At 39.3% G+C, this 13721-nt stretch carries 8 protein-coding genes; all 8 read right to left on the reverse strand.

The window, feature by feature from the left end:
* Window positions 1-25: 25 nt before the first annotated feature.
* Genes recD through ACIPUA_RS21385 form a run of 8 tightly spaced genes read right to left on the reverse strand, consistent with a single transcriptional unit; the run spans window position 26 to window position 13672 of the window.
* The gene (recD, locus tag ACIPUA_RS21350) at window positions 26-1873 is read right to left on the reverse strand and encodes an exodeoxyribonuclease V subunit alpha (protein ID WP_048606307.1); all 1848 of its coding nucleotides are present in this window, start codon (window positions 1871-1873) and stop codon (window positions 26-28) included.
* Window positions 1857-5486 carry an exodeoxyribonuclease V subunit beta gene (gene recB, locus ACIPUA_RS21355; RefSeq protein ID WP_449060117.1) on the reverse strand — a complete coding sequence of 1210 codons (3630 nt, stop codon included), beginning with the start codon at window positions 5484-5486 and terminating at the stop codon, window positions 1857-1859. The genes recD and recB overlap by 17 nt, the downstream gene beginning before the upstream one ends.
* Window positions 5483-8380, reverse strand: coding sequence for a pitrilysin (ptrA, locus tag ACIPUA_RS21360; protein WP_042845981.1), 2898 nt, complete (start codon window positions 8378-8380; stop codon window positions 5483-5485). Before ptrA ends, recB begins: the two co-directional genes overlap by 4 nt.
* Before the next feature lie 17 nt (window positions 8381-8397).
* Complete coding sequence (gene recC / locus ACIPUA_RS21365; RefSeq protein WP_449060118.1) at window positions 8398-11772, reverse strand: exodeoxyribonuclease V subunit gamma; 3375 nt, start codon at window positions 11770-11772, stop codon at window positions 8398-8400.
* Window positions 11750-12136 (reverse strand): type IV pilus modification PilV family protein, encoded by a 387-nt coding sequence (locus ACIPUA_RS21370; RefSeq protein ID WP_042845983.1) that lies wholly within the window; start codon window positions 12134-12136, stop codon window positions 11750-11752. Before ACIPUA_RS21370 ends, recC begins: the two co-directional genes overlap by 23 nt.
* On the reverse strand, window positions 12133-12576 hold the full coding sequence (locus ACIPUA_RS21375) for a DUF2509 family protein (RefSeq protein ID WP_042845985.1): 444 nt from the start codon (window positions 12574-12576) through the stop codon (window positions 12133-12135). The genes ACIPUA_RS21370 and ACIPUA_RS21375 overlap by 4 nt, the downstream gene beginning before the upstream one ends.
* On the reverse strand, window positions 12576-13193 hold the full coding sequence (locus tag ACIPUA_RS21380) for a prepilin peptidase-dependent protein (RefSeq protein WP_048606299.1): 618 nt from the start codon (window positions 13191-13193) through the stop codon (window positions 12576-12578). Before ACIPUA_RS21380 ends, ACIPUA_RS21375 begins: the two co-directional genes overlap by 1 nt.
* The gene (locus tag ACIPUA_RS21385) at window positions 13187-13672 is read right to left on the reverse strand and encodes a prepilin-type N-terminal cleavage/methylation domain-containing protein (protein ID WP_225833046.1); all 486 of its coding nucleotides are present in this window, start codon (window positions 13670-13672) and stop codon (window positions 13187-13189) included. The genes ACIPUA_RS21380 and ACIPUA_RS21385 overlap by 7 nt, the downstream gene beginning before the upstream one ends.
* Between the last annotated feature and the right edge of the window lie 49 nt (window positions 13673-13721).

The following is a 13721-nucleotide window of genomic DNA, read 5'->3' on the forward strand; positions in this document are numbered from 1 at the left end:
TAACTGTCACTTAAGTATATCTTAGTCACATTAATTGTATCGCCAAACCACTGCGCCGTTTTGTCGGCGTTTCAATTGCTCGACGTAATACTTTTGGGCTCCCATAAAGGGACAATTCTTTTTTTGCTCGGGTTATTGCGGTATAGACGAGTTCACGTGTAATAACAGGTGAATATACCTGCGGTAACACTAATGCGGTATGAGCAAACTCCGAACCTTGTGATTTATGAACCGTCATCACATAAGCGGTTTCATGCTGTGGTAGACGGTTCGGTTGTATTCCACGAATAGTGCCATCTGGAAATTGAAAGTAAGCTCTCAGGCTATTATTTTCATCAGGTAATATGACACCAATATCCCCATTGAATAAACCTAGTGGACTATCGTTGCGGCTAATCATGATTGGCCGGCCAGCATAGTGTTTATTTAATAAATTATAGGGACGGTTTATTAACCCTTGCCGATGTAATAATTTTTCTAATTTATCATTCAGGCCTACTACCCCAAAAGGGCCTTCCCGTAAAGCGGTTAATAAACGATATTGATTAAACTTTTTTAAAACCTGAGCCGGCGTTTCCTTTGATTTTACAGCCAATAAATAATCTTTATAATTTTCAGAGGCATTTAATAAAATTTGTGCATAATCATCTGCCGTTTCTTGCACATAATTATGCACATCAAAACAGCCTTGCTTTAATAACTTTTGAACACCAAGTACATTTCCCGCATTTACAGCAAAAGCAAGTTTCCCAATTCCTGAATCAGCAGAAAAACGGTAGCTTTTGCGCAATAAACACAAACTATCGCGAATTATCGGACCTGTTGTCGAAGAGTATTGATCGATAGAATAACCCGATATTTCAGAAAGCTGAGCCGCTCGTTCAAGGCTGTAGCCATTATCTGCAAACTGGCAAATATCCCCGAGTACAGCCCCTGCTTCAACAGATGCAAGTTGGTCCTTATCACCAAGAAAAATAAGTTTTGCATTTTCAGGCAGCGACTCAAGTAATTTACCCATCATCGGTAAATCGACCATTGATGCCTCATCAACAATTAAAATGTCTAGCGATAATCGGTTATCTCGGTTATAGCGAAATTTTTGGCTTTCAGGCTGAGCACCAAGTAAACGATGAAGTGTTTTCGCTTGATGTGGTAATAACGCCCTCTCATCATCGGTTAAAGGCATATGTTTCATTGCCTCTCCTAAAGATTCGGTTAACCTTGCAGCCGCTTTACCTGTAGGCGCCGCAAGCTCAATTCTGACCCTATACTCATGCTTAGTTTCCAGTTTAATTAATGCAGCGAGGATACGCGCGACCGTTGTTGTTTTCCCTGTTCCCGGCCCCCCAGAAATTATGGAGACTTTACTCGTCACGGCAACAGCAGCTGCAATTTTCTGCCAATCAATCTCATCTGAGATCGGAAATAAATTATCTAAAACCACCTTGATTTGTTGGTTATTTTTATCATCTATTGGGGTGTTAGAAAAATAATGCGCAACATACTGCTCATATTGCCACATTCGTTGAAAATATAAGTAATCTCCCGACAGAACCAACGGGGACGTTTTATTTTCATTTCCTAACGAAACTGCATTTGCTTGCAGCAAAGTTTGATAAACCGTTTGCTCATCTGGCTGCCCCATTTTGTGCCAAAACTCCGCGGCCAGTTCAGGATGCCGACCTGCAAATAACTTTTCAGGCATGATGTCAGATAACGCTAAGCAAACATGCCCTGCCATCGTTTCCGCACTAAGAATAGCAGTAACCATCAGTAGTATTGGGTTTTCATCCTCTGATAGGCTATAGGCAAATTGCACATCAAGTGGAGTAAAAATACGTTCTTCAATTCCCCGATTAAATAGTGCTTTCATTCAGCACCTCCCCTTGTTGCCTACCTTGAAAAAGGAGATCCAATTCCCCAATAAAAGCTTCTAAAGGCCGATAAAAAAAGACCCCATTATGCGAATTTACCTTATCAATCCCTCTTAGGAATAAGTAATACACACCACCGAAATGCGTTTCGTAATCATAATTAGGTAACCTTTGTTTTAAATAGCGGTGTAGTGCCAAGGAATATAATTGATATTGTAAATCATATCGGTGATCGATCATGGCTTCGGCCATTGCTTCTTGAGTATAAAAGCTGGCATCCTCACCCAGGTAATTTGATTTATAATCAAGAAGATAAAATTTTCCACCCCAAAAAAAAGTCAAATCAATAAACCCTTTTAAAATCCCTTGTACCTTTTCAAAATTCAACGGAGGGCAACGCTGAGATAGCGGGTCATATTGATGGGCAATTTTATCAAAATGATTAGCCGTGAGTTCCGATTCTATAGGGATATAAAATTGCATTTCATCTAACTGATCTTGTGGCTGTAATGCAGATAAACATAAGCCATCATCTGCTAACGGAGCCTGAACAATCGCATTTAACCACTCTTGCAACATAGGTGCCCATTGAATACCAAACCCTGCCGCTTCTAATTTTTCAGTTAACCATTCAACCGAAATTGCTTCAGAGAAATCAATCTCTTCCATCAGAGTATGTAAAAAGGTCCCCGGCAATGCCCCTCTAGGGAATTGATGTGGCGTTAAAAATTCAGCCGAATTTTCACCTTCTTGTTGCTCAAGATCAACGCTGACTTCAGTATCCATATTTGGTGCTAGTGAATTTGCAAATTGTAGAGCGGATACCGCTTGCCCGTCTTCTGAATGGCTAGAACCATAACTTAGCCCCGAATAGCTGGTAACACGCCAGTGGTCATCAAAATAGCGAGTGACTTCCCTTGCCGCTAAGTTTTCATCATGATTTGACTCAAGAGTTAAACGTTCAAATTCAGGTACATCAATGACAGTAACATTAATTACATCGTTACTGAGTTCATCGAGCATCTCATTTAACAGTTGGCTATCTCCTGCCTGCCCTTTTTGTATGACGTATCCAAGCGCAGATAAATGTAAGTCCGTTTCACCACTTTTCTTTCTATTCCCTTTAATCAGCGGCGCAACCCCCACACTACAGTGATAGATAGCCCGAGTTAAGGCTACGTATAATAAACGCAAATCTTCAGCTAATCGCTCTTCATCAGCCAAGGCCACGGTATCTTCACCATCAGACAAGTCTAGCCTTGTACCGAAATCTGTTCTGTCGTGATATAACCCTTTGGACTGAGGTAAAAAATTACTGGCAAAAGGTAACCAAACAATTTTGTATTCAAGACCTTTAGATTTATGAATTGTACTAATTTGAACCAGATGTTTATCACTTTCAAGGCGCATTTGTTGCGCATCTGATTGATGGTCTGGGTGTGCAATCTGCTGCGCTAACCATCGAGTAAGTGTGTGCTCACCTTCAAGTTGTAGTGACATTTCTTGCAACAGTTCACCAATATGCATTACATCCATCAATCGGCGTTCGCCATCAATTCCAGATAATAATGTTTCAGCGATATGCCTCTGAGCCATCACCATGCGAAGCATTGGGAGTACACCACGTTTTTGCCACACTTGTGCATAACGAGCGAATTCATCTACTAATTGTTCCCACGCTTTCTCATCGTGATTAAGGTCATCTATTTGCTTTGCTGATAAACCTAATATCCCTGTGGCTAATGCACTACGCAAAACGCGTTCTTTTTCAGGGGATAATACCGCCTGCAATAACCACAACAGATCCCTAGCTTCGGGGGTGGAAAATACGCTTTCCCTATTGGATTGAAAAACAGAAGCTATATTCAGTTGATTTAAAGCATCGCGAATTAATACGGCCTCTCGCCGGCTACGTACCAAGACGGTAATATCTGAAGCTGCAACAGGAGTACACTTACCTTTATTATCAAAATAAGTATCCCCTCGCAGCCCACCTAGTAAATACTGAGCTATTTGTGCCGCACATTGTGACGCTATTGCTTGCTCATATTCCGCGACAGAACCCCCCTCAGCACCCAATTGCCAAAAAGTGAGAGCGTTAACTTCATCACCATTATGGACCAATTTTTTCCCACTATTTTGTGGGGCAAAGTTAACTGGTTGAAAAGGTATTTGATCAAATATGAACGGAGATTCGCAATGACTAAAGATATGGTTAACGGCCTCAACCATACTTTGAGATGAACGGTAATTAGTCTCTAATGTGTAGTGAGCACTAACTTCTTTTTTGGCTTCAATATAAGTAAAAATATCTGCACCACGAAAGGCATAAATAGCCTGTTTAGGGTCACCGATAAAAAGTAAGGCGCTGTTTTCAACACCTTGGTAAATCCGTTGAAAAATACGGTATTGTTGTGCATCTGTATCTTGAAACTCATCAATCATTGCCACAGGAAAACGCTGGCTAATAGCATGAGCTAAAAATTTCCCACTCTCTTGGCTAAGAGCACTATCTAAACGAGTTAATAGGTCATCAAACCCCATTTCTCCCCGATTGTGTTTTTCTCGAGTAATAGTTTGCCTAACTTCAGAAATCGCGAGTGGAATAATAAGGTCTTTAAGTGTTAATGATTGAGAAAGTAGGTTGTCTATATGTTGAAAAACAATATGTTCTGGCCCAGAACCGCTTTTAGATTTTTCATGCAATGTAGTTTGTGAAAAACGAACGAGATCCTTTGGTAACTGATAATCCTCAGTAGGCTCTTGCGCCCACTGAGCTATTTTTGTCAACCAAGAAGGTAAGAAACGGGAACTATAACTTCGTTTATCAACATCAGAATCTGTAATCAGCTTTTCGAAATCAGCGGAATGTTCTAGCCAAGATGCTTTAACTGAATCAATTAATGAGATTAACCGCTGGTGTCGTTCCTCTAGTGTTTCTATTTGTTGAGGCTGATTAATAATAACTGGAATATCACCTTGCAAAAAAGGTTTTATCTCTGTTAACAATGACTCAGGGCTGTTCCACAATGACTGAATGACTTTCGTCATCGAATAATTTAACGGATAAAAATGACGACGCCAGAAATCTGCACAAGCTTGCTTTTGAATCGGAAATTCGTCTTGAACCATTGTTTGCTCAAATAACACACCTGATTCAAATGCATTATGAACCAACATTCTTTGGCAAAAACCATGAATAGTGTAGATAGCAGCTTCATCCATTTGCCTTTCTGCCGCCAATAGCCATTCTTGGGCAAATTCCCTTTGTAAACCCTCGGGAAGTTCACTTAATAGTTCAAGATATTCTGGCTGTGATTCAAAACCAACGCCATTTCTTAAACACACTAAGCGCATTTCATGTATCCGCTGACGAATACGACCGCGTAGCTCATTCGTTGCTGCTTCAGTAAAGGTTACAACTAAAATTTCCTCAACACTCAAAGGCCTAGAGAAAGCATTCGCCCCCCCTAAACCTAATAAAAGACGCAGATAAAGTATACCTATTGTGTATGTTTTACCGGTTCCTGCCGATGCTTCAATTAAACGCTGCCCTTGCAACGGTAATGAAAAAACATTCAGTAATTGGGACCCTATCTGCGCGTTATTCACTCAGCATCTTCCTTTATTGGTAAACTCTTTTGTAATTCTGAAGCTGTTGGGTACAGCCGCCAATTTTTCAATTTAGCGTACCCTGCTTTTCCATCAACACCATGCCCTATAACCTGAGAGCTAAGTGCTAGCCCTTTGTGTTTGATAACTGCATCTTCATAGTATTTGATTACCTGTTGTTTAGTCGCAGAACCAAGCGTAGCTATTACTTTTTCTCGAGTATCAAAGCTGAAAATATTACGTGAGAAATCGGAAGAATAGCGACCAACCTCCTCATAGAACGTTTGTGGTGGTTGTTTCATTTCAGTAATCATCGATTGTTTATACTGATTAAACTCATCTGTTGGTAATTTTTTCAACCTTTCCAAGGCATTGGTATAAAATTCCTGATAACGAGTATTCAGGTAGTTCGGCGTTTTAGCATTACTTTGCAATAAAAAGCCAATTCCCCACTGATCGCCCAGGCCCGCTTTAAAAGCAAACACGGCATAACCAAGCTGTTCGTTTGTCCTCAGTTGGTCATAAAACCAAGGTTGGATCACCTTCGCGAGAATGCCACCAAAAACAGCGCCATCAATGCGATTATAACCATCTGGAATAAAGATCTCCGCTAATGCATTATCGGAGCTATTCCCTTGTTTATGAAAATCAGCTAAATAGCTTTTATCAATAACAATGATATCCCCACGCCACCAGTTTGTTCCTTCGCTTTTGAGTAGCTGTTGAGCATCTTTAATGGTCTCAATACTTTTTTCTTCCGTGATATTACCGAAAACAAGTGCTTGTAATGCAGCACTCTTAACCAGCATCTCACGATAATCAGTAATTTCTTTAAGCGTAATTTTATCTAATTCAGCAAGACGCTGTTCTTGCTCAAAATATGGTACGCTATTGATGCGCTGCAGGGGCTGCATTGCCAGTTCATAAGCTTTAGCATTGTTAGCAACCGCTATTTGCTCTTTGTACCAAGATTTTGCTTGAGCTAATTCCTGCTCAGTCGGTTCAAAGCTAAGATACAGCTTAGTCATTGACAAAAAGAGTTCAGGTAAGTGTTGCGTATAGCCACTCGCATTTAACTGCAATCCAACGCCCTGAGAAACAGAGACAGACATACCTGCAACAGACGCCTGATATTGCAGTTCATCCATTTTTAATGATGAAATATATTGCAACAAGGCCCCTGTAACTTGTTCTTTAGCATCCTTGTCACCTTGGTTTGAGCGTAATGATAAGGTAATGCTCGCTTTGGGTTCATCTGCAAAATATTGACTTGGCATATATAAAACACGCGTATTCCCATCCTGATAAATAAACTCAGGGTGTTTATAGGCTTTATCTGTTTTTATTAACGTCAATTTATCCGCAATATATGGGTTTAAAACCGGTAATTTAAAACCCATTTTAGATTCTAAATTAGACCAATGATTAAATTGTTTTTGTGTGATTTTATCAACTTGATAAGGCGCATCAACAAAGTAAGCCTTTTTGTTACTAGGCTCATCCGGGCCAATAAACCAAACTCGTGCATTTTGTGCAGTTAACTCCGATAAGCGTTGTTTAATCGCTTCTGGATCATATTTGTCTGCAATATAGTCTGAATCAAGAACATGTTTAACTGGAACATCAATCATCTGGTCAGAGAGCCATTCAATATAATTCATATCCCTTACAATCGACCCATACTTAAATGACAAATTGAGCACGTTTGCTATTTCGTCAAAGTAATTTTTATTGACCCCCTCTTTCTTGATCAGATCAAGATAGGCAAAAATAGCGGCAATAATTTCGTCTCTGTTCTCTAAGCCTTTATCAGTCAATGTGACATATATGGAAAAAGAACCATAATTTCTATCTGCATTTGGTGAGGCTGATGCACTAATACCCTCAGCAAAGCCTTGTGATATCAACCAGTCCGCTAATGTCCCAGGGCTTCTATTCCCGATCAAGTAACTAATATAGCTATCACTTTTGCTACGAAAGTCTGCCATATTATTTTTGATGCTAAATTCAATTTGTAGCGCTTTTTGTGGTTGTGCGGGGACATAATGAATAATGATGCCCTTTTCTTTATCTGTTACTGCTGGAATATCAAGAACCGGTACGCTCGCATTAAAATTAGGGATACGACCAAATGTGTCTTGGGCAATTTTAGCTAATGATTCAATAGATTGATCACCGTAAAGAACACCATTCATTAAATTTGCAGAATAATAGTGCTTATAAAAGCCCACTAATTCGTCTTGTAATTTACTATTCGCTTTATCTTTTAATGTATCAAGATTCCCCCCAGAAAAGCGTGAATTTGGGTGTTGGGGATTTAATGTTTCCGAGCGCACTTGCCATAGACGCATGCCATCACGAGAACGCGCCATTGTAAGCTCTGCATTGACCGCATTACGTTCTCTATCGGCATTTATAGGGTCTAAAAGTGGTTCTGCTAAAGCATCAGCTAGTCTATCTGTCGCTTCCTGCAATGCCCCATTTTCAACTTCAAAATAATACGCAGTACGGTGAGGTGCAGTACTCGCATTGTGGCTGCCACCATGCTTTTGTAAAAATTCCGAGAAACTACTTGGCTCTGGGTATTTTTTAGACCCCATTAAGACCATGTGCTCTAAATAATGAGCTAGCCCTAACTGGCTATCTGGGTTTTCAATACTGCCAACAGGTATCGATACAGCAGCTAGCGATTTCGTTGCTTTGGCATCTGAAACCAACAAGACAGTCATGTCATTGCTTAGTTTTATTGCTTTATATTCCCTAGGATCACTTTCACTCTTATTAATCGTTTCTGGTAGTAATTCCCAGAGTGGTTGCGCTGCTAATGCACTACCACACACCAAGATGGTGAATAATAAGAACAAATGAGCGATTTTTTTGGATAAATGTTGCATCCTATGGTGCTCTCCCGTTATTTCAAGTATTTTGTCATCGGCAATAAGAACCGCTGAGTGTTTAATAAAAGCGATTGGATCATAGCGCTATCAATATTTCTGCATGCTCGCAACACATAATCATCTTCCATCTCACCTTTTTTCATTTGGCTTCCTTGCAAACTTTGAAGCAAAGCCGACAGTGCTTTTTGTTGTGTTTCTTCATTTGAAAAATCATACTGCTTTGTCTTTTTATCAAAACAAGCCGTTATCCAATTCCAACCACTTTGATTTAGAAGGATTAGGGGCGAATCAAAACCCTCACAGTACCCTGCTATTAGGTCTTGTAGATACCCCAAGGCATCCTCTTTGCTAATAGATGAAAATTGCCAAATACTATTATCCCTACCTAGTGATAGGCTGTCCCCTTCACCAATTTGCGAGTTAAATAATAAATGCTCAATCCATAACTGGACCCCATCATTAGCGGTTAAGTAAGCTGGTCGATAGCGTAATAAACCTGTCTCGTGAACATTTTTAAGTACCCCAGTAATTTTTACCCTATTTATTTCAAAATCAATAGGGTAGTCAAAAAGTTGCCTGTCATATTCTTTAACCTTTTCAGCTAATGGTAAAATCTCAGTTAACTGCTGCTCCCAAAAAAGCTGGCCAAATTGCTTAGCCGGTAACTGACCTGAAGCTTTCAAAGCGAAATAAAATGGATCTGGGCTTTCATCTTTGACAAGCAAATCTAAAATTTGATCATTAATTTTATAACGTTGTAACCGACCAAGGGTAAATGGCTCTTCTTCTGGTAACTCTGTTTCTTCAATTGAAAAATGCACTTTTAACCGTTGTTGGAAAAACGCCCGAATTGGGTGACGATAAAATCGTAACAATTGTTCGAGAGAAATATCCGTAATAGGTTCTCGAGTTTCAAGTACAGAGCAAAATGGTTCATCAACTCTATTGGCTGTTTTTGCTGCGAGTAACCACTCACTAGCAAAGCTTTGGTAAGGTGTTTTAGGGAGGAAATTTTCTTTTGCGAATGGTACTCTATTATGTTGAATAACTAACCTTTGATTTAAACGCTTAGCACTTTCATCGATGGTAAGCGACTCATCGCCTACCAAACAAAAACTTTGGCAAATATAATCAAGCAATTCCGTCACTAATACTGATGGATTACAAGGTTGATTATCACGAATAGATAGCCCTATATAACTAATATAGAGTTGTTTAGCTGCTGAGTTCAATGCCTCTAAAAATAGATAACGGTCATCGTCCCTCCGTTTTCTATCCCCTCGGACTGATTTTTCAGCCATTAAATCAAAGCCTAGCGGTGGAATATTTCTAGGATAAGCACCATCATTCATGCCTAATAAGCAAACAACTTTAAATGGGACTGAGCGCATTGGCATCAAAGTACAAAAGTTAACCGAACCTGCTAAAAAACGCTGGCTTATCTTCTCGTCATCAAAACGCACTGAGAGTTCATCACGGATTAAACGAAGTGGAATGAGCTTGTCGTATCCTGATGTTATCGCATTATCAATAATTTGATGCCATTGTTCTGTTAATAACGTTAATACTAACTCAGTTTCGCTATCAACCATAAAACAGCTATCCAGTAATGGCTGACAAAGCTCCTTCCATTCACTCAGTGAACGTTCTTGCTCTAATAAGGTTCGCCATTCCCTTAATGTATTTATTAATAATGCGAGTTTGCCAGCAAGTTGCGCGGCTAACCCACTACATTCATCATATGGTAAAATACCATTCCAAGGACCATTTCGGCTATCCATTGCATAACCAAGCAACATCCTGCTTAAGCCAAATTCCCAAGTATTCTGGCCAATAACAGGGAGAGCAAAAGAGCGTACATTATCATCATCAAGCCCCCAGCGGATCCCCGATTCATTAACCCATCGACGCAATAAACTTAACTCGCTTTCATCGATCCCAAATCGGCGGGAAAAAGAGGAGACTTCAAGCAAAGAAAGCACCTGTTCCGTCGAAAAACGGCTTTGAGGTAAATCGAGTAGCGTAATAAATGCTTGTAAGATTGGGTGAGCTTGTAGTGCTTTTCTATCTGAAATTGAAAATGGAATATAGCGAGAGGATGCCGTATTACCAAAAACAGCCTGAATATAAGGTGCGTAGCTATCGATATCCGCAACCATCACAATAATATCACGCGGAGTTAATGTCGGATCTTGCTCAAAAAGTGCTAATAACCGGTCTTGTAATACTTCAACTTCCCGCTGCGCACTATGGCACGAATGAAATGTTATAGATTCATCCAGCTCACTTATTGGACGTTTGCCTGAACTCGTTTCATAACTTTCTAATGTCGTTCCTAGCTGTGCATGATTTTCCAGATCTAAGATATCTTGCTGTATATTTTCTAATAAATTTGCACGCTTTGTATCTACATACGCAGAAATTTCATTGGCGTTATCAAGTTGGGCAATAAAATATAAATTGTCTCTACCAAGTTTCCCCCACGACGCTAACAATGGGTTAGCAATATTTTGCTCACCATTTTCATTAAATAAGGTCGGGCTATGTTCTTCGGCCTTAAACCGAGAAATTTCATGTTTATCAAGATAATGACGTAGCTTACGCTGTTGTAACTTAGCTAAAAATGATGCACTTTGAATATCCCCCCAATAATAGCGGCAGGGGTTATTAAACATTAAATGAACGTCCGTATGTTCTGCAATAGCATTAAGAGCCTGCAAATACGTAGGTGGAAATGATGAAATGCCACAAATAAAAATACGTTTTGGTAGCATTTTTCCTAAATCAGGTACTTCTAACAGCTTATTAATGAAGCTTTGGTATAAATTTGCCCTGTGCCAAGGCGGTTGCTTTAATTCGTTTGAATAATCAACAAGGCATTGCCACAAGCGCTTTTGCCATAATTGATTCGAGCTTAACCCTTCAATCTCTTCATTTTGCTGCCATTTTTCAACCCATTGAGGACGATAAACTAAATACTGGTCAAATAAATCAGCAATTCTCCCTGCAAGCTGATGCAGCTTGCGTTTGTCTGTATCTTGCTGAAGATAATGCCTTAAAGGTTCAAACTCTTCTTCATCAATCACGGTTGGCAATATTGTCATCAATTTCCATGTCATTGCTTGTTTCGTATATGCACTTTCTTTAGGAATATCAGGGAGTACCCGCCTAAACATGTCCCAAATAAATGTTGCTGGCAATGGATAATTAATATTTGCAGCAATGCCAAATTGCTTTGCTAACTCGATTTGTAGCCACTGAGACATACCTGGGCTTTGCACCAAAATAATTTCTTGCTCAAAAGGGTGAGGAAGTGGTTCATTTTTCATTAAATGAGCAATTAACTCTTTTAATAAATCTAATTGATTAGAATGATAAACCTGAAACATGATGCTCTCCTATTGAGCAGTACCAGCGGCTTAACGAAAATCGCTGCCTTGAAATTAGTAGTGAAGCCATCGACTCTGTACAATATTTAACAGGGTGCGTAAGAGTTTGCTCTATTTTCCATTCAGGGTAACGTAAAACCTCCCCAATGGAAGAGATTTCCTCAGAATAGGTTTCATCACCGACTGCCCCCTGCTTTTCTAATCGACTATGCAAGACCCTTACCGCCGTTGAATCTTTATACAATTGATTAAAATTCAATACGATATATTGCGTATAGTTTAGCAAAGCTATTAATAAGATAGCAAAAACTGCGGTTGCAATGATTGATTGTATTAATGCAAAGCCTTGCTGTTCTATTTTCACTGGCAAAACCCTTTTTTTGTCACAGGGCAATAGTCTAACCAGCCCTTCGAACGCGGTATAACTTGCTGCTTATTAACATCCAATATAACCCAACGATAAACTTTTATTTCTAAACCAAACTGATAATCACTTTGCCCCGATAAAATAAAATTTGAACCTTTGTAATGTTTTAGGCAAGTTTTCCATTTCCGGTTTGTATTTTGCTGGCAAAACCAAGTTTTATAGTTACGTGAATGGATATCCCACAATAGTGTAGCTCCCCAAGCAAGTGCCGATTCTGCTCGATTAAACCCGCTAAAATACCGAACTTCTTTGCGCCATTCTTCGAAAGCCCGCTCTTGGTAAAAATGCAGTGATTTAATGAGTATCAACCCCATGGTCATTAGCACAACCACCATCACTAAAGCGACACTCCCATTTTGCTGCTTTATTAGCCCCATTATAGATTCCTAAGAAATACAGCAAACTGGTAATTAAATACTTGATTAGGTAACAACCGAGTTTCTACTGCTAAAAACACTTCTAATATTCGCTTGTTTTTCAACAAATTGAACGATAGCCGTTTGACCTTAACAACATTAGGGTCGAACAATGATTGCCAACGAGTTCCATCACAGTTTCTAACATTTCGGTTAGATTCTAATTTCTCACCATTAAAACGATAGCTAAAATAATCAGTCTCTGTCTTTTTTGATTTAATATTTTCCCACTGCCCAGACAGGTCTTGGTCATAAGCAAAAATTATGCACGAGTTATTAATTTTACTCAGGAACTTAGCACTAATTTTTATTGGCTCACCAGTACAATGAGCACTGCTACAGTAACCAATACGCCTGAAGTCTTTTTCCATATTCAGCAAGACCTGCCTAACTTCTCTATCAAGTTGATATTGGAAATAAGCGCGATAAGTTTGCTTAAAAATGGCGGGGATACTATTCATAGCAGCAACACATACAAAGCTACTTATTACTATTGCTATTAACATTTCAATTAATGTAAAACCACCTTGGTTTTTATCTGGTGTTTTATTTCCATCAATGCTAGCCCTGTTTAACATTTGGGTAACCCAACAATATTTTTCTTACTGCAAGCCCTAATCCGCCCTAAGGCCGAAATATAAATAGAAATATCAGTATCTTTATTTCTTAATTCGAAGCTAAACGCGCGGCTTGTACCTTGCTTGCCATATAAATCGACTGAGTGACGACTAGCCCTAATAAGTTCAATTCCTTGATACTTATCTGCTGTTATTTTCCCTATTTCTTGGCGGGTATTCGCATCCTTTACAGATATCCCCCAGCCCTCCTTACCAATCTTGATTGATAACAACTGATGCCTATTTAAGTAAACACCTTCCATCATATGACTATAAATAAACTCAGATAGTTGCCTTGCAGCATCAATTAACCGTTGCTTTTCTAGATGCTGTTTCCACTGATGCATACCAGATAAAGTTGTTAAAGAACAAATAAATAACACTGAGAGGATTTCAATTAAAGTGAACCCATGTTGGGTATGACTTTGCTTCTGTTTCATCGCCTTTTCTTCCATGTTTTATACACAAAGTGGATATTGGCGAAAAAAA

The organism is Providencia sp. AGC89 (assembly GCF_053543535.1).

Excerpts from the sequence above, each read along its gene's own strand:
- ACIPUA_RS21380 (WP_048606299.1), bottom strand. The coding sequence starts at position 13,193 with ATGTTAAACAGGGCTAGCATTGATGGAAATAAAACACCAGATAAAAAC.
- ACIPUA_RS21375 (WP_042845985.1), bottom strand. The coding sequence starts at position 12,576 with ATGGGGCTAATAAAGCAGCAAAATGGGAGTGTCGCTTTAGTGATGGTG.
- ACIPUA_RS21385 (WP_225833046.1), bottom strand. The coding sequence starts at position 13,672 with ATGAAACAGAAGCAAAGTCATACCCAACATGGGTTCACTTTAATTGAA.
- ptrA (WP_042845981.1), bottom strand. The coding sequence starts at position 8,380 with ATGCAACATTTATCCAAAAAAATCGCTCATTTGTTCTTATTATTCACC.
- recD (WP_048606307.1), bottom strand. The coding sequence starts at position 1,873 with ATGAAAGCACTATTTAATCGGGGAATTGAAGAACGTATTTTTACTCCA.
- recC (WP_449060118.1), bottom strand. The coding sequence starts at position 11,772 with ATGTTTCAGGTTTATCATTCTAATCAATTAGATTTATTAAAAGAGTTA.